The sequence below is a fragment of the Acidithiobacillus ferrivorans genome (genome assembly GCF_016250455.1).
GTDB classification, from domain to species: Bacteria; Pseudomonadota; Gammaproteobacteria; order Acidithiobacillales; family Acidithiobacillaceae; genus Acidithiobacillus; species Acidithiobacillus ferrivorans.
In genome coordinates this window covers 1,765,233-1,788,013 of record NZ_CP059488.1, presented here as the reverse complement: position 1 = coordinate 1,788,013, position 22,781 = coordinate 1,765,233, and the positions used below count along the sequence as shown (strand labels likewise).

Here is a 22,781-nt window from a genome sequence, read left to right as displayed (position 1 = left end):
CTTATCCCTCCTTCACCGTTTCTTCTGTCGGCACCCGGTCCGTTTCCAAAATCATCTTGCAGGCCATGGCCCATTTCGCCGCTGCCGCGTCTTTCGGATCCAGCTTCCAGACCGGCATCCCTTGTTTCATGGCGTTGGATACAATCTGCCGATTCGTCAGGTGCACCGGAAGCACATACTGACCAAAAGCGGACCCGATGATCGTATCCACGACCATCTGCTGATTCGTGGAGTTCAAAACCCGCTTGTTGATAACCAGGGACAATCCCAGATCGACCTGCGAGGCGATCTCCCGCCATACCTTGAGCAGCGAAGTGAGCCCCTGCAACGCCAACAGGTCGGGCTCCACGGGTGCCACCAACAACCCGCCCAGATAGAGCGGAGCCAGCTGCTGCACGCCGGCGGCTGGTGGGGTGTCGATGACCACCACATCAAAATCGATGTTCAGCAAACGGCTCATCGCCTCCTGTCCGGCCTTCAATCCCTGCTTTTCAACCAGATGTACATGCTGGTGGCCTGGCAGGATTTTCAGATCCCCAAACCGGGTGCCCTGGAAATCCAGGCTGGCGTCCCTGTCCCACAGATCCAATACAGACTTACCTCGGCCATTCGGCTCACCTGTAGTGATAAAGGTGGCGTTGCGTTGGCCGTCCATATCCACGAGCAGGGTCTTTTTCTTCGCCGCCATACTGGCATAAGCTGCTATGTGAACGGCGAGACTGGTCTTGCCTACTCCGCCCTTTTGATTGGTCACGGTAATGATCTGTGTCATGTCTATCTCTCTTCTCGCGCTTTCCGCCGCTCCTGCTCATGCAGTGGCGGGTACAGAACCCAGGAATACCAATACAACATCGTATAGAGCACATCGGGCAGGCCGACTCCGTTCCGGTGGCTGACCTCTACCAGGTTGTCCGCCAGATCGCAGGGAATCCGCACGTTCACTTCCACCCATTCCGGGTCGGCCAAGGCTGGGCGGTGCCCATCCCGCCATCGAAGTCCTTTCTCCCACGCTTTTTCGGCCAGAAACCGGGAAGCGCAGTCCTCATGGACGGCCCGAAGCGTCATCCCCTGAACGAAGGCCAGGGCCTGGATGTACAGGTGCATCTTTAGCGGGATAACCACTGATTCACCCGCATAGGGCTTACCATTGAAGAGCGAGGGCGTCAGCATGCTTTTCCCGGATTGACCATTTTAGGTATGGGTATAGATCGGCGCTGGGTCATGTCGTCTACCGGGTAGACGATTTCCCATCAATCTCCCTTTCCGAGCCAGAACTGGCTCCCGGGGATGGTCCACCAGGGAGCCGCCCGTTGCAGGATGTGGGATTCAGGGATCGGCCCATAATAGCTGGAGTCGAAGGCATAATTCCCCGGGGCGTAGAGCCAGACCTGACCACGCTTCAGGTGATACATGCCAAACGGATAGTGAATAATTCGGTGATGATGGCCTGGCGTCCAGCGATCGACCCGGGAGTTCGGCAGCATGTGCCCATCTACCCGGACCCCTGATCTCGCCAGCTTTACCGTCTGACCAGTAACAGCTGCGATATTTTTGATCCACGGCTGTCCAGCGGGAAACCAGTGGTACTTCAGGCCCTCCGCGACGGCGGCGTGATGGGCAGGGCCGGGAATCTCGACCTCGACGAGTTCCCCGTCGTGGAGCGGATAGGGTGAACCCAGCAGTTTGTAGAAGCCGACGGACTCGCAGGTGGAATCATTGAAGACCAGGTGGTCGTGCTGCATCCATAGACCTACGACAGCATTCAGCACCAGGACACCGATGATCGCCCATGCGCCCCACCAGAGCAGCCTTGCAGGCGGCAGCCGCTTAGCGATGGTGACGGACATGCTTTGCATGGCGGCGCTCCAGAAAAAAACGTGCGGGGCCTGTCAATAGCCGAAAGGGGAAGAAGAATAGCCACTCGATATGGGTGGCCCCCCATAGCATGGCTTCAGCCATATTGCGCGGGCCGGGCCGGGCAAAGAACGCGATCAGTTTTTCGTCCAGCCGCCGGATGCAGAGGTTCACTTTTTTCTGCCTCATCAGTGATTCATCGCAAATAATACTGGCACCCTAAAAAACGCTGCCCAGGCTTTTGCCGAAGCCCTCTGGATGGCCGGGATGTCCGTCCCTCGTGCCCACCAGTCATTGGCCGGAGCCAGCAGGACCTGAATCCCATGCGGGTATAGATCAAGGGCAGGCCACATCAGCAGTTGCTCATAGCAGATGAGATAGCCGACTTTTTTGCCGTCAATCTCCGTGGTTTCCGGTTTCCGGGAAAACGGGGCCATCCGGAAGCTGTTACGGGGGTGCCACGGATGCCACATCGAGAAAGGCACCGGGATGTGATCCGGCAGTACCGTCTGGTGGCCATCCTGGATCTTCACCAGAGCATCCAGATAACCCTTCGCAGGGCGCAAGTCCCGCCCATGGGGCTCGCACCCTGCCAAGGGTTGGCACCTTGCAAGGGGCACATCGGCCCCGAGCAACACGATTTGTTCTGGATGTCGCGCCGTCCAGCGGATGACCGGACGCCAGATGGCCCGGGTGCCAGGCAGCCAGGGCCCGGCCACGGTTTCCGGAAGTAACACCACGTTGTCGCCAGAGCGCAGATCCGCCAAAACCTTGGGAGCCATTTCCATGGACGCATCGACATAGGAAAGATTGGAACGCAGGCGACCCAGGTGGGTATTGATGCCCACCCAGCCAGCGGGCGCTGTGGGCAGCGGGTGACCCATCATGTCATCCAGTGCCGGCACCCGCTCGGCCAGGGCAGGGAAGGCAAAACCCAGAAGCCAGAGATTGAAGACGACGATCCCGGCCATCAGTAAACACACCGGGATATCCTGATTCTTCCGCTCCCAGTAGCCCAGAGCGAAGATCCCCAGAACGGTCAGCAGGATGCCGGTTGGGCCTGCGGCTATGGCGCCGAGCCAGGGGGAAGTCCAGCCGATGATCCCCAGGGGTGGCAGAATCGTCGAGACAGCAGAGGTAATGATAGTGGCCGTGACCGCGCCAAAACCGCCGCCTGCAAGGCTGCAGCCACGGAAATACAGAGCAATGTACGGGTACGCCAGATAGGGCAGGGCAAAGGCCAGGGACGATAGCGACCAAAACCCAATACCGAGAAATAGTCCGGAGTGTGGGAAGAATACCGACGTGCCTTTGATGAGGCCGTAGGTTGTCGCCAGGTGGTAGCCAAACATCAGCGCGAATGGCGCCAACCAGTAACGCTTGTTCAAGGCGGGCAAAAGCAGAAAGGCCAGTGGCGCAAGCCAGATGGCGTGAGGCCAGGCCAGGGTACCAACCATGGCACCCAGGAGTGTAGGGGCGGAGAATCGGAAAAGGGGCGAGGTTCTGCTCCGCGAACCGTCTACCGGGTAGACGGTGGAGCGATGGACCGTCATGCTGAACGAGCCGCTTTGAAGAGGGACTCAATCACCACAGGGAAATCCAGCAGATCATCAATCACGGTCACACCATGAGCGGGCTCTTCCTGCCCCTGGTAGCCACGGTGCAGGAGTACCGGAGCGGCGATGATGCCCACCGCCGCGTTGACGTTGACCGCCTGGTCATCCACAAAAGCCTGGGCACGCAGATCTTCCAGGATTCCCGCCCGATGATGGGCAGAAGCATGCTCGCCTAGGCAGATGATGCGGCCCGAGGGGATCAGGCCCCCTAGCGAGATCGCCCGGGCGTGAACCCACTGGGTATCGACATTGGTGACGGCCCAGATGCTGGCCCCGGCTGCCTCCACGTTGCAGACGGCATCCCATGCAGAATCATGGGACGGTACCCTCTCCCACCAGGTATCCCGATGGAACGCGAACCATACCCGATGACACTCCCTCGCGCTCAGCGCGAAACGCTCTTGAAGGTCATAGGCATCGGAGACTTTCTGGATGGGCCTGCCCAGTTCCCACGAGGCGCACTGCGCCCAGGAAGCGGCAAAGTCCAGCAGCACACCGTCCAGGTCAAACACCACAATCGGATTCATCAGACACCCCCTATCGTCTACCGGGTAGACGATGTATGCCCACCCGTTGGCGGGGTATAGATCGAATGCGGGTCAGCGGCAGGATTCCGACGGACTATCAAAAGTTTGGTACGAAGGTTTGAAAAGCATGGGAACAGAAGCTTGGCCTTTAGTAGTTTATGAACTACAATCCCCGTGCGATGACCGAGCTCAAGCAAACAGAGACCTTCAGAAGGTGGTGGACGAAGCTCAAAGATGAACGAGCTCGCGGTATCGTTGCCGGTCGTCTGGATCGCCTCGCTTATGGGTTGATCGGCGACGCGGAGCCAGTGGGAGAGGGTATAAGTGAGTTACGCATCCACTATGGCCCCGGGTACCGCGTTTATTTTCAGCAACGAGGGAGCATGATCATCGTCTTGCTCTGTGGTGGCAACAAGAACACGCAAGCGAAGGACATCAAGGTGGCGAAGCGCCTGGCTGCTGAATGGAGAGAATGACCATGAGTGAAAAATTGTCTACCTTTGACCCTGCCGAAGGGCTGACATCAGACGCGGCCATCGCAGCCTTTATGGCCGATGCGTTTGAATCTGCAGACGCCGGCTACATTGCGCACGCGCTGGGCGTCGTGGCCCGCGCCAAGGGAATGGCTCAGATCGCTGGAGAAACTGGTCTTTCGCGTGAACAGTTGTACCGCTCATTCAGCGAGCGCGGCAATCCGACGCTCAAGACCACGCTCGCAGTCATGAAGGTCCTGGGGATTGAACTTACGGCAAAACCGGGCCCACAGGGCCGATGATCGCTAATCATATCGGTAAAGCCACCGACTATTAGGTGTAGGCTATGCTCGCCAGTACCGACCGTTTTCTGAGCCGGGATAGCTCCGGTGTGCCATCACCGCACGACAACCAGGACTGCTGCAACAGAGATCGAGCGAAGAGATCTTCCTGACAAACATCGTTCCACGCATTGTGCGCTCCAGTTGTTTTTGGGGGGGCAGGGCAGGGCAGCGGGGCGGGCGATCGTCTACCGGGTAGACGGGCGCAGCGGCCACGTTTTCCCGGAAAACGGCACCGCCTTCCCGAAAAACGCCCACATTACCCCTTCTTTATCTTGCGTTCCGCTTTTCTTTCGGTAGACGCTTTTTTTTGGCGTTTTCGTCTATCCGGTAGACGATTTTTTTGGGCAGCGTTTTTCGGGAAGATAATTTTATTAGCCGATAATAGGGCGACCGTCTACCGGGTAGACGATTACCTTGAAGCGTTACCCCCGAAATCCACGGCCCGAAGCTCAGACAACGAAGCGGGGTCCAAGCGGACCCCCGGCGGCAGGCTGGGTTGTGGTCGGCAAGCCGGGGCGTGGCCCGGCTGGTCCCCTGCAAGGGGAGCCGTCCACAAGGCGGTGGAGCTGCGGGGATAACGCGACCACATACCATTCGGGCGGAAAACCGCGGATCGTCTACCCGGTAGACGATTAGGCGATATCGTTTTTTCGGAAAGACGATTTTATATCAGTAGTCATCATCATCATCGAGAGCGGGTGGTTGAATGTGTGACTTCCGGGAATTTCTGACCGGGCCACCAAAAATATCCCTGAGTCGGATGAAAATGTATTCACGGCCATCCTCGCCGACATATTTCCGACCGGACAACAAATACACCTGTCCGTCGATTTTTGCTTTGCCTGTGAAATCAGGAATACTCTTCCCCTCGATCCTGCTGTGTGTGAGAAATCCAGTCTTCTCTTCTAACGTACTCATTCTTTTCTAGCCCCCCACTTCGTCCCGAGCTTCTTGGCATCCTGCTTGTCAGGCCACCAGCAGGACTGGCAGCCCTCGCACTTGAAAAAGGCATCGCCCTTCTTCGTCTTCAGGGTGATGGTCAGCTTCTTGCAGTCCGGGCAGGCGGGGCCAGCCTTTTGTCCGCCGCCCCGCGTTTTTCCGGTAGACGACTTGCCACGGCCAGCGCCGGAAGTTGGCCGTGCCTGGCCGACAGTAACTGTCGTCGCCTTGGCCGCCTCGATCATACGCACCACGAATTTGCGCTGCGCTTCCTCGAACTGCTGTAGCGTCACGCGGCCTTCGGAAACAGATGACAAGGCATCCTCCCAGCGAGCTGTCAGGACCGGGTCCGTAAGGTCTTTGGGCAGCGCGTGAACCAGCGCCCGCCCAGCCTGGGTGGAGAGAATCTGCTTGCCTTTGCGCTCCAGGAATCCCCGGGTCAGCAGTGTTTCAATGATGCTGGCCCTGGTGGCCTCCGTGCCCAGGCCAGAGGTTTCCTTGAGCTTGGCCTTGGCGGCCGCGTCCTCAACCACCTTGTGGATGTTGCTCATGGCTTCAATGAGCAATCCATCCGTAAATCGTGCCAGCGGCTTGGTCTGCTTTGCCTGCACGTCCGCATCCTGAACCGTCAGGCTCTGTCCCTTTTTGAGCGCCGGGATCGGCTGGGTGGGGGTGTCATCATTATCGTCATCGGTCATCCCATAAACGGCTTTCCAGCCGGCGGAGATCGGAATGTTGGCAGTCGCCTTCCAGTCCTCGCCGGTGCTAGTCAGTAGGGCCTTGATCGCTCGGTACACATAGGGCGGATAGAACTGCGCGAGATAGGAGCGGACGATGATCTCGTAGACTTTGCCCACTGCGGGGCTCATAGAGCCCTGCATGGAGCCGGTCGGAATGATGGCGTGGTGCGCCGTCACTTTGCCCGTATTCCAGATGGCCGACTTCCGGTTGGAATCGGCAGCTTTCACCAGATCCGCAAACCCAGCCTTTGCCAGCCCGGATAGTATCTGTCCGGCATCTCCATGCTGTTCTTCCGGTAGATAGCGGCAATCGGTCCGTGGATAGGTCGCCGCCTTGTGTTCCTCGTACAGCGCCTGGGCCGCATCAAGGACATTTTGTGCCGACATGCCGAGCTTGGCGGAGCAGACCTTTTGTAACTCTGCAAGGGAGAAGCCTAATGGGGCCTGCTGCTGCTTTTCCGCGCTGGTGAAATCCTTCACCGTCGCCTTGCCGTCTGCTTTGGCCCGGGATGCCAGCCGGTCAGCGGCTTTCCGGTCGGTGAGATAGCCTTCGGCATCGACACCCTCGCAATCCTCTCGCAGCTCCCAGACGGTCCAGAATCCGGTGTTTATCCGGGGAACGAAGTAATCCTTGGGTTTGAAGTGCTCGATCTTCTCATCACGGGCCACGACCAGAGCCAAGGTCGGCGTCTGCACCCGACCCACGGAGACGACCCCGGCGCCGCTGTTGCGCAGCGTGAATGCGCGGGTGAGATTCATGCCCATGAGCCAGTCCGCGCGGGCGCGGGCTTCGGCAGAATTGCTGAGATTCTGATAGTCCCGGTTGTCCTTCAGGCTGGCCAGCGCCTTGCGTACGGACTGCTCATCGAGGGCTGCCAGCCAGATGCGTTGCGTAGGCCCTTTCCAGCGGAGCTCTTCCAGTACCTCATCCACCAGCAGTTGACCCTCTCGGTCCGGGTCACCCGCATTGACGACGGACGATGCTTTCCTGAGCAGGTCCCGGATCACCTTGATCTGGGCCTTGGCGTCATCCTTCGCCCGCTTCTTCCATTGGTCCGGAAAGATGGGCAATTCCTCAAAGCGCCATCGCTTCTTTCCCTTTGGTGTGGTGGGGACATCATCAGCCGTGTAGAAGTCCGGCTCTTCCTGCTCGAAGATGTGCCCAAAGCACCAGGTCACGACGGTATCGGATCCGCACTGAATGAACCCGTTACCCTTGTTCTTCGGTCCAGGCAGATACTCGGCTATACCTTTACCCAGGCTGGGTTTCTCGGCAATATATACTTTCATCACGTACCCCCAATCGTCTACCGGGTAGACGCTCTGCGTCACCCCAACGTGAGGGTATAGATCGTTGTTGGGTCGGTCACTGTCACTGACCGGCAGGCGTACATCTGAACGACCGAGATGCAGCGTAACCGGACGTACAGAATGTGCTAGCGGAATCTCGTTCTTGAATAAGGAGGGCTGGAAGGAGAGCAGTGACTCCACCCAAGGGCACACGGCATACGGGAGGCTTTCCGATAAATGATCGCACTATTTTGGTGCACTAGTGCAATCTATGCACTATTATAGCACAATGTGAAGCCGGGAAAAATTCCACACTAGACATCAACCCATTTAACATCAGCAAGTTGCAAATTCCTTGATGATGGCATGGATAATGCATAATTTGCAGTAGGATTCTAGGGTTCCAGCCTGTAAAGGTGTTCGGACCGAGAGTTTCCACCCTGGCGCACAGGGTACACGGAGGGATAAAAACCCGGGAGATAACAGCTATAGCTGCTATCTCCCATTTTTTTTTGGAGAAACGATCATGAAAAAGTTGAAAACATTATTGTTGACAGGAACTCTTTTGTTGGCCCCTTTTATACTGACAGCAAATGCCGAAGCTGCACCTATAACACTAGGTTTAAGCAACTGGCCAGGTTGGGTGGCATGGTATGTAGCAGAACATAACGGATATTTAAAAAAATACCATGCAAATTTTAAGCTGGTATGGTTTACCAGTTACATGACCTCCGTGGAAGCGCTGTCAGCTGGTAAAATAGATGCAAATTGCCAAGCCTTAATTGATACCTTGGCTCCGGTAGACAAAGGCGTTCCCATAAAGGTTGTTTTGGTGACCGATAATTCACATGGAAATGATGCGTTGATGGTAAGCAACTCCATTACTACCTTCAAGCAATTAGAAGGCAAGACGATTGCAGTTAGAATGGATTCAATTGAACAGTATCTTGATGAATATGCACTAACGAAAAATAATATCCCCACAACCTCTATACACTTTGTAAACATGTCTACTGGCAATGCCGCTGCTGCATTAATGGCAGGACGGGTAGAGGCTGCGGGAGTGTGGAATCCATGGATACAACGAATTGAAAATAAAAAACTCGGACACGCACTGTTTTCAAGCGCCAGTGCGCCTGGTGTTATACCGGACGTAGTGGCTGCGCGTGAAAGTGTCCTAAAAGCATATCCACAGCAATTCGTAAACCTATCAAAGGCATGGTTTGCTACAGTAAAATTTATCAAGGAACACCCAAAACAGGCAGCAGCTATTATGGCACCCCACGTCGAATTATCTCCAGCTGTGTATTTGACTGCATTATCCGGGACGCGATTGTTTGGGCCAAAACTGAATATGGAAGCAATGGATCCTGCAGAGAAAGAAAAGAGCACCTCTCTCTATAAAAGCACGAAGGATACGTCTGTATTTTTAAAAAAAGTTGGCGCGATTTCTGCCGAGCCTAACCCAAGTAATTTTCTTGATCCTGAATTCATTAAAAAGGCTGAAGGAAAGTAACAGAATAGTTACCCATCGGCCAGATGAAGTTGTGAGCGTTTAGTTCGGAATTTCACGCTCACAGCTCCACTTCCATAATAGTGAGATCAGTCTATGATGGCATTAACTAATATAAGAGATACGATCCCGCGTTGGGTTTATGTGATACTCTCAGTAGCAGGATTCGTGATTCCGCTAGCTTTCTGGCAAATATTATCTGGCACTCATATTTTCAGTGCACTTTTTTTGCCTTCACCAGAGCGCGTATTTAAATCTTTTGAGCGATGGGCAGTCAGCAATCTCTGGGAAGATACCTATGTAAGTGTTTATCAGGTTGTTTCAGGTTTTCTTCTGGCAGCGGTAGTCGGCGTTCCAATTGGAATATATATCGGTACGTTTAAAATTGTTGAAGCGTTACTACAGCCTATAAATGATTTTGTTCGTTATATGCCTGCGTCAGCCTTTATTCCATTGGTCTTACTTTGGATTGGAATTGGTGAATCCGCAAAAGTATCAATTATTTTCATTGGTGTATTTTTTCAGATCATTGTTATGGTAGCGGATGCTGTAAGGAATGTTCCTCAAAAATATCTTGAGGCTGCCTATACTATGGGTGCCAAGAAAGGAGAAATTTTGAGCTATGTCATATTTAGGGGTGCGGCGCCTGATATATTTAATATTTTGCGGGTAAACATGGGTTGGGCATGGACTTACTTGGTGATTGCAGAAATGGTGGCAGCAGATAGGGGACTGGGCTTTGCCATTATGCAGGCACAGCGTTTCATGGACACGCCAAAAATATTTGTTGGAATAATAATAATAGGGTTTCTAGGTCTGTTATTTGATTTATCATTCAGAATAATGCATCGCATATTTTTTGCGTGGAGCTACAAATGATAAGTACTGGTAGAGTAGAAATCAAAGGAATATGTAAGTCCTTCAGGATTAGAAAAGACAAAAAAATATCTACCTGGCCAGCCCTGGATAATATTAATTTAAATATCAATCCCGGGGAAAAGGTGATGATTGTTGGTGCATCTGGCTGTGGCAAATCCACCCTGTTACGCCTAATTTCTGGACTAGACCAGCCAACTGCAGGTTCAATAACAGTTGACCGAGATTTGGTAAAGGGACCAGGGGCTGATAGAGGTGTCGTTTTCCAGCAGTCGACTTTATTTCCATGGATGACTGTGTGGGACAATATAATTTTTTCTAGAAGATTGCGTATTAGCCTGAATGCGCGAGATGAACAAGTTTCCCGCGCAGTATACAGAAGCAACGCGTTAGTCACGTTAATGGGATTGGATCAATCAGTAGAATTGTATCCAAACCAACTGAGTGGCGGCATGCAGCAACGCGCCAATATAGCAAGAGCTCTGGTTTCCAGCCCGAAAGTTCTGCTGATGGATGAGCCGTTTGGCGCGCTAGATGCGCAAACACGAGAAACCATGCACAAGGTAGTTAACCACCTTTTTAAGGTAGAAAAAACAACAGTAATATTTGTAACGCATGATGTTGAAGAGGCCATTGTTCTGGGTGATCGTATAATTGTTTTGAGTGCGAATCCCGGACGTGTCGATACCACGTTTACGACTGAATCAGTAAATCGCGACGAAGCTGGAATGGTCAAGAAAAATGACGTCTCATTTTTTGAATTTAAAGAGCAAATACTATCACGAATCAGAGCTACTACTACGATGAGAGCAACTGATGATCTGTTGCAAAAGGTAGCTAAGGATTAGTTATTATTGAAGGCAATTAAAATAAAATATTTTAATATTTATTGCTTTATTGGTAAGTTATTTTAGGCGTTTACATGGTCAAGGAGAAAATTATGTCCGTAAAAGTTTTATGGGAGGATTCTATCCCTGGTGGATCACATGGTTCATTCATTATGAAACGTGATACAATCCTCAAGGTTACCGACATTGTTGGCAATGGAAATCTTGTCGCTCTTTTCTATAATATGGATAATAAATTAGAGCGGTATAATATGGCCGACACACTGAAAGCTCAGCATACATTTTTTCTGTCTAAGGGAAACGTTTGCTACTCCGACATGGGGAGGATTCTTTGCTCTATTGTAGACAGCTCCTGCACTTGGCATGATACCATATCTGGCATGAGTAACACCGACACAATCGCCACCAAGTATGGTGCGCTCAACTATCAAAAAGCACATAATAATATGTACAGAAATGCTCAGGATAGTGTGCTTATTGAATTATCAAAATGGGGACTCGACAGGCGAGATTTGGTCGCAAATGTCAATTTTTTTAGCAAGGTCACTGCAAATGAGCAGGGTGTTCTCTCGTTTGTGTCGGATAACAGTAAGCCAGGAGACTTTGTTGAGCTTAGATTTGAAATGAACGTGCTGGTAGTTCTCGCATCCTCACAGCATGTCCTTGATCCATCACCGCGCTATTCACCTAATCCATTTGCACTTACTTCGCTGAAATGTTCGTCGGCTGGACCTTATGATTTATGCCGTAATTTATGCCCTGAGAATGGAAGAGGTTTTTATAATACTGAATTGATTTTTAGATAGGGGTGGTTAATAATATGAGTAAAAATACTGTTGAACTAGAGAGTTGTAATGTGTTGTTCGACTTTGTTCTCGATGCGGGGGAATCATGGATACATGATGTCCGTGCCGGACAAACCTTACGTATTGTAGATTTGGAAGGTAACCAATCAGCAGATACCCTCATCTACAACGCCAACGATCCTGCTGATCGCTACAGTGCAACGGACACTATTATTGCCCAGCGCAACATATATCTAACCACCGGCAGTCGCTTACTTTCCATTGAAGGTAATTTACTCATGACTATTGTTGATGACACTTGTGGTCGTCATGATACCATTGGTGGCGCCTGTTCTGCAGAAAGTAACACGGTAAGATATTCTTTGGATAAAAAATTCATGCATAGCTGTCGTGATAGTTTTTTGCATGCTGTAGTTAATTGTAACTGCCATCTAGGGAAACGCGATCTCACAAGTAATATAAACTTCTTCATGAATGTGCCCGTGTCTGAAAATGGCGACCTGAATTTTGCTGACGGACTCTCAGGTCCTGGTAAATATGTCGATTTGCGAGCTGATATGGACGTAAAAGTGTTAATTTCTAATTGCCCACAGCTCAATAATCCTTGCAATGATTACAATCCTACACCGTTACGGTTGATGATTTGGTGATTCACGGGGCGTGGCTGAGACGCCTCAGTCACCTTTTCTGCTTGCAGGACGGCCTGCCGAGATAACTATATGTTCAATAAAGTCCTTATTGCGAATCGTGGAGCTATCGCGGTCCGAATTATTCGAACCCTCAGGAAGATGGGTATCCACTCTGTTGCGGTTTATTCGGATGCAGATCGCCTCAGTCCGCATGTGCTCATGGCTGACGAGTCAGCACATATAGGACCATCCCCCGCAAGCCAGAGCTATCTTCGAGAAGATGCAATTTTACGTGCAGGCATTGCTCATCATGTTGACGCCATCCATCCTGGATATGGCTTTTTATCAGAAAATCCTGATTTTGCTGCGGCAGTCGAAAATGCCGGTATGGTGTTTATCGGACCATCGCCTGAGCACATGCGTTCTTTTGGTTTAAAGCACACGGCAAGAGAAATCGCATACAAAACGGGCGTGCCTCTTCTGCCAGGTTCTGGGTTATTGTCCGATGTCGACCATGCCATGGTCGAGGCCAAGCGCATTGGCTTCCCTGTCATGCTTAAGAGTACCGCTGGTGGCGGTGGCATCGGCATGCAACTTATTTGGGACGCAGACACTCTGCAAGACGCCTATGCCCGTGTAGCTCGTCTTGCACGCGCCAACTTCAAAGAGGCTGGCATTTATTTGGAAAAATATGTCCAGGCTGCACGCCACATCGAAGTGCAAATCTTCGGTGACGGAGATGGACAGGTAGTCCATCTGGGAGAGCGAGATTGCTCGGTTCAGCGACGTAATCAGAAGGTAATCGAGGAAACCCCAGCGCCTAATTTGCCGACATCTGTGCGGCTCGCGCTTTGTGATACGGCGGTACGCTTGATGCAGTCGGTTTGCTATCGTAACGCAGGAACGGTCGAGTTTGTTCTTGACGCGGACTCGGGCGACTTCTACTTCCTAGAGGTTAATACCCGCTTACAGGTCGAACATGGGGTGAGTGAAGAGGTCAGCGGCGTCGACTTGGTAGAGTGGATGGTGCGGCAGGCTGCAGGCGAATCCCCTATTTCAAACTATGTTCATTCTCCACGTGGCCACAGCATTCAGGTACGGCTTTATGCCGAGGATCCAGGGAAAGACTTTCAACCTGCCGCCGGCATGTTGAGTGAAGTAATCTTTCCCCAGAATGCTCGAGTAGATACCTGGGTTGAGGCGGGTAGTGAAGTCACCGCTTATTATGATCCCATGCTGGCCAAGATTATCGTTCTTGGCAATGATCGAGATGATGCTCTTTCTCTTATGGGATCAGCCTTAGAGAGCACCAAAATTTATGGATTTGAGACCAACCTCGCTTATTTGCGACAGATTGTTGCCGATGAGGTTTTTGAGGCAGGGCGTCAGACCACCCAATATCTCACTCGGCTAGGCTACCATGCACCTACTGTCTATGTGATTGAACCAGGCGTACAGACTAGCCTGCAGGACTGGCCAGGACGGTTAGGGTATTGGGATGTTGGTGTGCCTCCCTCGGGGCCTATGGATTCTCTAGCCCATCGGGTGGCCAATCGCCTGCTCAACAACGCTCCTGACGCAGCAACTTTGGAAATCACGCTGAGTGGTCCTATCCTTAAATTTAATGATAACTGCATTATTGCCGTCACCGGTGCAGAGCTACCACTGACCCTTGACGGACAGCCATTGGATTTGTGGCGCAGTCATTCGGTGTGTGCTGGCAGTGTTCTCGAGTTTGGCAAACTAAGTGATATCGGTTGTCGGTCTTACCTGGCAGTATCTGGTGGTTTTGACGCACCGTTGTACTTGGGTAGCCGGGCAACGTTTAGTCTCGGACAATTTGGCGGTCATGTCGGTCGTATGTTGCGTACTGGTGATGTGCTGCACATTGGTTCCAATCCCCGGGCGTGCCCTGACGTGTATGTAGATAAGGCAGTACGTCCGACTTACAACAAGCACTGGGAGATCGCTGTACACTATGGGCCACATGGTGCGCCTGATTTTTTTACAGCAGATGATGTAGAAATGTTATTTGCCACAGACTGGGAGGTGCACTACAACTCTAATCGGACCGGCGTCCGACTCATCGGTCCACGGCCCCAATGGGCTCGCAGCGATGGGGGGGAGGCTGGATTACATCCATCCAATATCCATGACAATGCCTATGCTATAGGCGCGATGGATTTCACCGGTGATATGCCGATTCTCCTTGGTCCAGATGGTCCGAGCTTGGGCGGTTTCGTCTGCCCAGCAGTGATTGTTGCCGCAGATCTTTGGAAGATGGGCCAATTGCGGCCTGGTGATACAGTACGTTTCCTATCCATAAGTTTAGAAGAAGCTACCCGCTTGGAGTTAACCCAAGACACGGCAATTGAGAGCCTTACGACCCCTCTGGACCCGCCAACTACCGCATCACCAGTCCTGGAAGCACCTATCGTTGTCCCATCAAACGCTCAGGAAAATGAAATAAGCGTGGTATATCGTGTAGCGGGTGACAAGTATCTACTCGTTGAATATGGGCTGCCGATCTTGGATCTGGAGCTGCGTTTCCGTGTTCACGCGTTGATAGAAAACCTGCGATTGCGTTGCCCGGCCGGCATTGTTGATCTGACACCGGGCATCAGATCCCTACAAATTCATTATGATAACCGTGTATTATCTCTGGCCGGGCTCCTTGAAATGCTACGCAGCGCAGAAGAGGAATTGCCTGCGGTGGATCTCATGGAAGTACCCACACGTATCGTATATTTACCACTCTCCTGGGACGATCCTGCCACCCAACTGGCCATCGACAAATATATGGCTGGAGTACGTAAAGACGCCCCCTGGTGTCCGTCCAACATCGAGTTTATCCGCCGTATCAATGGGCTGGACAGCATTGAAGAAGTGCGCAAAATCGTGTTTGACGCTAGCTACTTGGTACTAGGCCTAGGCGACGTGTATCTCGGAGCACCAGTTGCTACCCCCTTGGACCCTCGGCATCGACTGGTTACTACAAAATACAATCCAGCACGTACCTGGACACCGGAAAATGCTGTGGGTATCGGAGGGGCCTATATGTGTGTTTATGGTATGGAGGGCCCTGGCGGTTATCAATTCGTCGGTCGCACACTGCAAATGTGGAACCGCTGGCGGCAGACTGCGCAATTTACGGACGGTAAACCATGGCTCCTGCGTTTTTTTGATCAGATCCGCTTTTTTCCTGTTAGTACGGCAGAACTGGAAACCATCCGTACCGACTTCCTGCATGGGCGCTACGTTCTGGATATCCGTGAAGACACTTTTCGGATTGCAGATTATCGTCATTTCCTGGCCAAAGAGGCTGATGATATTGCCCTTTTCCGCGACCAACAACGTCAGGCTTTTGCCGAAGAACGTGAGCGCTGGATCCAGTCTGGCCAAGCCAATTGGATCAATGACGTAACGGTAGCTGAGGACACCAGTGACATTGATTTGAATCTTGCCGCAGGTGCGCGATCGTTGGCTAGCCCTCTTGCGGGTAGCATATGGAAGATACTGGTTAAAGCAGGGGATCACGTTCAGGCCAACGACACGTTAATAATTTTAGAATCGATGAAAATGGAGATGACCATTGAGGCACCTTTCTCAGGGGTGGTTGATCGTCTGCTCTGTCGCGAGGGCGAAGCAGTGAGTACAGGACAGAACATGCTGATACTAACGGAAACTTGAGTGAATTTGGTTAAACTCACACGAGGCTGAAAATTCGACGCCATTCCAAATCCAACAAGACCACCACGAGAAAAGTTCTTTTTAGATTTCCACGTTGTGACAGTCGTTGGATCTGTATAATCACGAATGGCACCAATCAATCTGGTTCCGCCGAGCAGAATCCGCTGGAGGTCTAGCAGCATTCAGCAGATTCCGGGTCTGAGATAAATTCGTCAATAAGTGTAACCGTGCATACATCGTAGTGGTGCATACCTCACCAAAATAGTGCATTAGCCACTCCGAAGGTGGATTGCAGAATTGCAGTCTCCTCACCAGAAGCCACCCCAGCAAGTAGCTATTTGTGAATTATTGGCTTTTATTATCAGTATATTGAGTGACCAATAGGCACGATGGCTGCACTGTTGAAATGCGATTATCTGCTCTGGCATGCGCCTTGCTTGCATTCCTTCTTGTATACCAGAAGGAACACTAGATGCCTAACCATACCAAAACCTGCCTGACTCTAACGGACTGGCGTGAAACCTTCGATAGGGACTTTAATGAGGGTGCCACACAGCTCCGGCGGCATGTTGCTGGACTAAATCCTTCGGATCCAGTTTGGATCAGCCTGATCAGTAGCGAAATGCTGGATATGGAAATCACCCGCGTTCGTGCCTTGCCGATTGATGCGCCGTTGCGTGGCGTGCCGTTCGCCGTCAAGGACAACATTGATGTGGGCGGCTGGCCTACCACCGCCGCTTGCCGTGAATTTGCGTACGAGGCGGACGCAGATGCGGGCGTGGTCGAACAGCTACGGGCTGCCGGAGCTATCATGATTGGCAAGACCAATCTGGACCAGTTCGCGACAGGGCTGGTAGGCACCCGATCGCCTTGGGGCGCGGTGCCAAACGCCTTTGACCAGAGGTACGTATCGGGCGGTTCGAGTTCAGGCTCGGCTGTTGCTGTCGCCAGAGGTTGGGTGCCTTTTGCCCTTGGCACGGATACGGCCGGGTCAGGTCGGGTTCCGGCGGGTTTCAATAATATCATTGGGGTGAAACCCACACGTGGACGCATTAGTACGAGAGGCATCGTGCCGGCGTGTGCATCCCTGGATTGCGTAGGCATCCTGGCCCTGACCGTTGATGATGCCCATCATGTTTTAAATCTTGTCACCGGGCACGATCTGCGCGATATCTGGTCACGGCCAACGCCTTCTATCCCAGTTTTGAGCCCGACCGTTCTTGGTATCCCGGACGGCACCGAATGGTATGGCGATCAACTTCAGGCCGAGGCATGGTCCCAGGCCATCGCACAGGCCCAAGCGGCTGGCCTGAAGCTCGTTCCAGTAGATTTCAGCCCTCTTTATGAGCTGGCCTCCCTGCTGTACTCCGGTCCATGGGTGGCGGAACGCACTGCCGCAGTTGGAGATTTTCTTGCGCAGCACACAGGAGTAGCAAATCCTGTCGTGGAAGGAATCATTCGTGACGGTGAGCGATTCACGGCGGTCGATACTTTTCGGGCACAGTATCAACGCCAAGCCCTGTTGCCACAGATTGAAGCCATTTTCTCACAGGTGGACGCACTGTTGGTGCCTACAGCGCCGACTTTACCAACCATTGCCGAAGTTGAGGCCGATCCGGTTGGAAAGAATGCGCAGTTGGGGCGTTATACCAATTTCGTCAATCTCGCCGATCTCTGCGCACTCGCTCTACCTGCCGGTCTGCGCGCCGATGGCTTGCCCTTTGGTGTCACCGTCATCGCGCCCGCCTTTCGGGACGCGGCGTTGCTGGCCTTTGCTACCCATTGGCAGTTAATCATGCCCTGGAAGCTGGGGATATGCGACCACATGGCGCCGGCGCCCCATATTCATGATCCTCAGCCCACAGGCATTATGGTGGCAGTGGTCGGCGCCCACCTGCGCGGTCAACCCCTCAATCACCAGCTCACCAGCCGCAGGGCCAGCTATCTGGAGACCACCCGTACCGCATCGCACTATCGGCTCTTGGCACTCGCCGATACCGTGCCGCCAAAACCGGGATTGATCCGCACCGACATGGACGTTTGCGACGAGGGTATCGAGGTCGAACTGTGGTCTATGAGCGAGATGGCGCTGGGTGGATTGATGCGCGAGGTTCATGCTCCGCTGGGCATCGGCACGGTGATTCTCCGTGATGGTCGTGCGGTGAAAGGCTTTATCTGCGAGGGGCTGGCTGAAAAGGGCGCCCGCGACATCACCCGTCTAGGCGGCTGGCGTGCCTATCTGGCTAGCCTTGCCAGCGATCCAAAGGAAAAGGACCATGGCTGATACCTTTCGCAAGGTCTTGATCGCCAATAGGGGCGAGATCGCAGTGCGCATTCAGCGCAGTTTGCGCCGATTGGGTATCGCGAGCGTCGCCATCTATTCAGAACCTGATCGTCACGCGCGGCATGTGTTGGATGCTGACGAATCGGTAGGACTGGGTGGCCACAGCGCTGCGGAAAGCTATCTCCAGGCAGAACGGATTCTCGAGATCGCCGTACAGACCGGTGTCGATGCGGTTATCCCCGGCTACGGGTTTCTGAGCGAAAACGCGGACTTCGCGGAAAACTGCGAACAGGCCGGTATCGCCTTCGTCGGCCCGACTCCTGAACAGATTCGTCAGTTTGGCCTCAAGCATACGGCCCGCGCGCTTGCCATCGAAGCCGGCGTTCCGCTCGCACCGGGAACCGGGCTATTGATCGATGTGGATCAGGCTTGCGCCGAAGCTGCGCGTATTGGGTATCCGGTCATGCTCAAGAGTACGGCTGGTGGTGGGGGTATCGGCCTGACCCGCTGCAATGACGAAGCGGAACTGCGTCAGGCCTTCGCTTCGGTGCAACGGCTGGGGCAAAGCTTCTTTGCCAACTCCGGGGTATTTCTGGAGCGTTTCGTCGCCCGTGCGCGGCATGTGGAGGTGCAAATCTTCGGTGACGGCCAGGGCCGAGTGCTGGCCTTGGGCGAGCGCGACTGCTCCCTGCAAAGGCGCAACCAGAAGGTGATCGAGGAAACTCCGGCACCGAATATGCCTCCGGCAACGCGGGAAGCGTTGTTCACTGCGGCCGAACGTCTGGGGAGGACAGTATCCTACCGTAATGCCGGAACGGTTGAATTCATGTACGAAGCGGAGCGTGACGCTTTCTATTTCCTGGAGGTAAACACCCGACTACAGGTCGAGCATCCGATCACCGAGATGGTCACTGGTATCGATCTGGTAGAATGGATGTTGCGCACAGCGGCAGGCAACCCGCCAGAACTCTCCCGGCGTCCGGAATCGCGGGGAGTAGCCATTGAGGCCCGTATCTATGCGGAGGACCCCCTCAAGGACTTCCAGCCATCGCCCGGTTTGCTCACAGAGGTCCATTTCCCCGAAGAGGTGCGAGTCGATAGCTATGTCGAAGGGGGCACTGAGGTCTCCAGCTTCTACGATCCGATGATCGCCAAGCTCATCGTGCATGGCGAGGACCGTGCGCAGGCATTGGGAAAATTGCAACGCGCCCTGGATCAGACCCGCATCGGCGGAATCGTCAGCAACCTCGGCTACTTGCGCCAGATCTCCCGCGCATCATTGTTTGTCGATGCCCGGTTATCCACAACTGCATTGAGCGACTTCCAGTATCACCCCCGGGTGGCCGAGGTGTTGGAGGGTGGCACCTACAGCACCATCCAGGACAATCCCGGCAGGGTCGGCTATTGGCATATCGGTGTGCCACCTTCCGGACCCATGGATGACTACGCCTTTGATCTTGCCAATCGTCTGGTCGGCAACCCAAAGGGCGCGGCAGGACTCGAATGTACCCTTGTCGGCGTGAGGATCCGTTTTCACGTTGAGGCCCACATCGCTCTGACCGGTGCTCCACTCAAGGCCACCCTGGATGGTCAGCCCGTAGAGGGCTGGCGCACCATCTTGGTGCGCGCCGGACAGCTGCTCGACATGGGGCGGGTGGAGGCGGGTTGCCGTGCTTATCTGGCCGTTGCCGGTGGTTTTGATGTGCCGGTTTATCTCGGTAGCCGCAGCACCTTTGCCCTCGGACAGTTTGGCGGACACGGCGGGCGGCCGATCCGCACCGGCGACATGCTGGCACTGGGAACGGCTGTATCTGCAGTCGCAATGCTTGAAGTGCCTGTACCGATGATTCCCCAATACGCGCAATACTGGACCATCGGTGTGCTCTATGGTCCCCATGGCGCGCCCGATTTCTTTTCTCCCGAATTCATCAACCGGTTTTTCTCCACCGACTGGGAGGTACATTACAACTCCAATCGTCTCGGTATCCGTCTGATGGGTCCCCGTCCGGTATGGGCCAGGTCGGATGGCGGCGAAGCGGGGTTGCACCCATCCAATATCCACGATACCGAGTATGCCATCGGCGCCATCAACTTCACCGGCGATATGCCGGTGATTCTGGGTAAGGACGGCCCCAGTCTCGGTGGTTTTGTCTGTCCCGCCACCATTGCCAAGGCTGAACTGTGGAAAATGGGACAAGTCAAGCCAGGCGACTGGGTGCGCTTTGTGCCCCTGGATTTCGCCACCGCCCGTCAGTTGGAAGTGCTTCGGGACGGCGCCATCCGAACCTTGACGCCGCTGCCTGGTCTTTGCCTGAATCAGCCTCCGGCCTGTCTACAGGGGGAACCGGTACTGGATTTGCGTCCTGCCCAGTCGGGATTGCCCGGGGTCACCTATCGTCAGGCTGGGGACAGTTATGTCTTGCTCGAATATGGGGATAACGTTCTGGATCTGCGCGCGCGTTTTCGTGTGCATGCATTGATGGAGGCTCTGAAAGCGCGCGCCGAACCGGGCATTGAGGAGCTCTCGCCCGGCGTGCGTTCGTTGCAGGTGCGTTATGACAGCCGGACCATTGATCAAGCGCGCCTGCTCGCCGTGTTACGAGAGATCGAGGACGGGCTTCCACCAATCCAGCGTATGCAAGTGCCGGGACGCATCGTTCATCTTCCCCTCACCTTCGAGGATAGCGCGACTCTGGACGCGGTCAGTCGCTACCGCCAGTCGGTGCGCGATACCGCACCCTGGCTGCCGCGCAATGCCGAGTTCATTCGCCGTATCAATGGGCTGGAGTCGGTTCAGGAAGTGATCGACACCATCTACGACGCTTCCTATCTGGTGCTAGGTCTGGGAGACGTCTACCTAGGAGCGCCCTGCGCGGTACCGGTCGATCCGCGTCATCGTTTGCGCACCTCCAAATACAACCCCGCGCGCACTTTTACCGCCGAGGGCACTGTCGGTATCGGCGGGGTGTATATGTGTATCTACGGTATGGACTCTCCCGGCGGATACCAACTCGTCGGTCGTACCCTACCCATCTGGAACACTTACCTGCGCAACCCGCAATTCATGAATGGCAAGCCCTGGTTGTTGCGCTTCTTTGATCAGGTTCGCTTCTATCCGGTCAGCGAGGAAACCCTGACACAACTTCGGGATGCGTTTCGCTACGGTCGCCATGAGATCCGCATGGAGGAGACGGTCTTCGACCTGGGTGAGTATGAACGATTCCTGGAAGAAAACGCAGAGGCCATCGCCGCCTTCCAGTCACGTCAGGACGATGCCTTCGCACAGGAAATCACTCTGTGGTCGGAGGAAGAACGTAGCCCAGAGGCAGCGGTGCTGGCGTCTATGGAACAAGACATGGGCCTCCAAGAACATGAAATCACGGTTTGTGCGGATATGACCAGTAGTGTCTGGAAATTTCTGGTAGAGCCAGGGCAATCGATTCAGTCTGGCGAACCGCTGGTAATTCTGGAAGCCATGAAGATGGAATTCACTATCAGTGCACCTTGTGCCGGAAAGATTACCCGTCTGCAGTACAAGACGGGAGATCTGGTGAGCCATGGTATGCCACTGCTGGTTATCGATACTGAGGAGTAATGACGCTATGCATAACTACGCCACAGAAAGCGACGCACTGGTCCCGCTGAACCGTGCGGAGGACACCTACCGACGGTTAAAAGAGGATCTGTTCAATTTCCGCCTGCTGCCGGGCGATCATTTCAGCGAAAACGAGATTGCCGCACGCATGGAGGTGAGCCGCACTCCGGTACGTGAAGCGCTCTTCCGGCTACAGCGTGAAGGATACGTAAGCGTCTTGCCCCGAATGGGTTGGCAGGTACGACCACTGGACTTCGAGAAATTCGATCAAATCTACGAAGTGCGAATCCTTCTGGAAGAATCTTCCCTACAGCGTCTGTCGCGTAAGGACAAGGTGTCAAGTATCGGAGCTTTAATGCAGACCTGGTGTTGTCCGCCGGATTTACGGGAAAGCAATGCGAAGACCGTCTGGATGCTGGATGAGGATTTCCATGCCGGGTTGGTGGCGGCAGGGGGGAATCCAGAAATATGGCGTATTCATCACGACGTCATGGAACGGTTGCGCATTATTCGCCGACTGGACTTCACCAAGCCACAAAGAGTCTCCGCGACCTATGAAGAACATGCCGCGATTCTCGAACAAATCCATCGCGGCCGCATTGGTGAAGCGCAGCGACTCCTGAGATCGCACATCGATGCTAGTCGCCTTGAAGTGCGCAAGATCACCCTGAGCATGCTTTACGAAGCCCGCCTCGAAAAAAGTAACACCTGATGGACGCGAACAATAGGTAAAAATGCGGGATATAAATCACATTTT

At 53.7% G+C, this 22,781-nt stretch carries 19 protein-coding genes and 1 riboswitch; of the genes, 11 read left to right on the top strand and 8 right to left on the bottom strand.

Annotated elements, in window-relative coordinates; genetic code table 11:
* Position 1: 1 nt before the first annotated feature.
* The 6 genes from H2515_RS08890 to H2515_RS08865 all read right to left on the bottom strand — a co-directional run bounded on the left by H2515_RS08890 (position 2) and on the right by H2515_RS08865 (position 3,997).
* A complete protein-coding gene (locus H2515_RS08890) occupies positions 2-772 on the bottom strand; it encodes a ParA family protein (protein ID WP_198659875.1) in 771 nt (256 codons plus the stop codon).
* A 2-nt stretch (positions 773-774) separates the two neighbouring features.
* Positions 775-1,170 carry a hypothetical protein gene (locus H2515_RS08885; RefSeq protein ID WP_198659874.1) on the bottom strand — a complete coding sequence of 132 codons (396 nt, stop codon included), beginning with the start codon at positions 1,168-1,170 and terminating at the stop codon, positions 775-777.
* A gap of 80 nt (positions 1,171-1,250) precedes the next feature.
* Positions 1,251-1,856 (bottom strand): S26 family signal peptidase, encoded by a 606-nt coding sequence (locus H2515_RS08880; protein ID WP_198659873.1) that lies wholly within the window; start codon positions 1,854-1,856, stop codon positions 1,251-1,253.
* Entirely contained in the window at positions 1,828-2,043 is a 216-nt protein-coding gene (locus tag H2515_RS08875) for a hypothetical protein (RefSeq protein ID WP_198659872.1), read from the bottom strand. The genes H2515_RS08880 and H2515_RS08875 overlap by 29 nt, the downstream gene beginning before the upstream one ends.
* Complete coding sequence (locus tag H2515_RS08870; protein WP_198659871.1) at positions 2,043-3,407, bottom strand: conjugal transfer protein TraB; 1,365 nt, start codon at positions 3,405-3,407, stop codon at positions 2,043-2,045. The genes H2515_RS08875 and H2515_RS08870 overlap by 1 nt, the downstream gene beginning before the upstream one ends.
* Positions 3,404-3,997: an HAD family hydrolase gene (locus H2515_RS08865; RefSeq protein WP_198659870.1), complete on the bottom strand. Its 594-nt coding sequence runs from the start codon at positions 3,995-3,997 to the stop codon at positions 3,404-3,406. The genes H2515_RS08870 and H2515_RS08865 overlap by 4 nt, the downstream gene beginning before the upstream one ends.
* Before the next feature lie 158 nt (positions 3,998-4,155).
* Between H2515_RS08865 and H2515_RS08860 the strand changes: the two genes are divergently transcribed.
* Positions 4,156-4,473, top strand: a complete 318-nt coding sequence (locus H2515_RS08860) for a type II toxin-antitoxin system RelE/ParE family toxin (protein ID WP_232821308.1) — start codon at positions 4,156-4,158, stop codon at positions 4,471-4,473.
* Positions 4,474-4,475: 2 nt separating this feature from the next.
* Positions 4,476-4,772, top strand: coding sequence for an addiction module antidote protein (locus H2515_RS08855; RefSeq protein ID WP_012535948.1), 297 nt, complete (start codon positions 4,476-4,478; stop codon positions 4,770-4,772).
* Between the two features lie 711 nt (positions 4,773-5,483).
* Here the strand turns inward: H2515_RS08855 and H2515_RS08850 are convergent.
* Together H2515_RS08850 and H2515_RS08845 are read right to left on the bottom strand one after the other, a co-directional pair.
* Positions 5,484-5,732 (bottom strand): hypothetical protein, encoded by a 249-nt coding sequence (locus H2515_RS08850; protein WP_054608944.1) that lies wholly within the window; start codon positions 5,730-5,732, stop codon positions 5,484-5,486.
* A complete protein-coding gene (locus H2515_RS08845; RefSeq protein ID WP_198661446.1) occupies positions 5,729-7,783 on the bottom strand; it encodes a DNA topoisomerase 3 in 2,055 nt (684 codons plus the stop codon). Before H2515_RS08845 ends, H2515_RS08850 begins: the two co-directional genes overlap by 4 nt.
* Before the next feature lie 384 nt (positions 7,784-8,167).
* Positions 8,168-8,264, top strand: a riboswitch (guanidine-I (ykkC/yxkD leader).
* 45 nt (positions 8,265-8,309) lie between these two features.
* Between H2515_RS08845 and H2515_RS08840 the strand changes: the two genes are divergently transcribed.
* The 9 genes from H2515_RS08840 (at position 8,310) to H2515_RS08800 (ending at position 22,736) form a co-directional block, all read left to right on the top strand.
* The gene (locus H2515_RS08840; RefSeq protein WP_198659869.1) at positions 8,310-9,299 is read left to right on the top strand and encodes an ABC transporter substrate-binding protein; all 990 of its coding nucleotides are present in this window, start codon (positions 8,310-8,312) and stop codon (positions 9,297-9,299) included.
* Between the two features lie 93 nt (positions 9,300-9,392).
* A complete protein-coding gene (locus tag H2515_RS08835; protein ID WP_198659868.1) occupies positions 9,393-10,175 on the top strand; it encodes an ABC transporter permease in 783 nt (260 codons plus the stop codon).
* Complete coding sequence (locus tag H2515_RS08830; RefSeq protein WP_198659867.1) at positions 10,172-11,020, top strand: ABC transporter ATP-binding protein; 849 nt, start codon at positions 10,172-10,174, stop codon at positions 11,018-11,020. Before H2515_RS08835 ends, H2515_RS08830 begins: the two co-directional genes overlap by 4 nt.
* Positions 11,021-11,112: 92 nt before the next feature.
* Positions 11,113-11,826, top strand: a complete 714-nt coding sequence (locus H2515_RS08825) for an urea amidolyase associated protein UAAP1 (protein WP_198659866.1) — start codon at positions 11,113-11,115, stop codon at positions 11,824-11,826.
* Positions 11,827-11,840: 14 nt separating this feature from the next.
* Entirely contained in the window at positions 11,841-12,476 is a 636-nt protein-coding gene (locus tag H2515_RS08820; protein ID WP_198659865.1) for an urea amidolyase associated protein UAAP2, read from the top strand.
* 69 nt (positions 12,477-12,545) lie between these two features.
* Entirely contained in the window at positions 12,546-16,145 is a 3,600-nt protein-coding gene (gene uca, locus H2515_RS08815; protein ID WP_198659864.1) for an urea carboxylase, read from the top strand.
* A gap of 472 nt (positions 16,146-16,617) precedes the next feature.
* On the top strand, positions 16,618-18,429 hold the full coding sequence (atzF, locus tag H2515_RS08810) for an allophanate hydrolase (RefSeq protein ID WP_198659863.1): 1,812 nt from the start codon (positions 16,618-16,620) through the stop codon (positions 18,427-18,429).
* Entirely contained in the window at positions 18,422-22,024 is a 3,603-nt protein-coding gene (gene uca, locus H2515_RS08805) for an urea carboxylase (RefSeq protein ID WP_198659862.1), read from the top strand. The genes atzF and uca (H2515_RS08805) overlap by 8 nt, the downstream gene beginning before the upstream one ends.
* Positions 22,025-22,031: 7 nt before the next feature.
* Complete coding sequence (locus H2515_RS08800) at positions 22,032-22,736, top strand: GntR family transcriptional regulator (RefSeq protein WP_198659861.1); 705 nt, start codon at positions 22,032-22,034, stop codon at positions 22,734-22,736.
* The last annotated feature ends 45 nt before the right edge of the window (positions 22,737-22,781 follow it).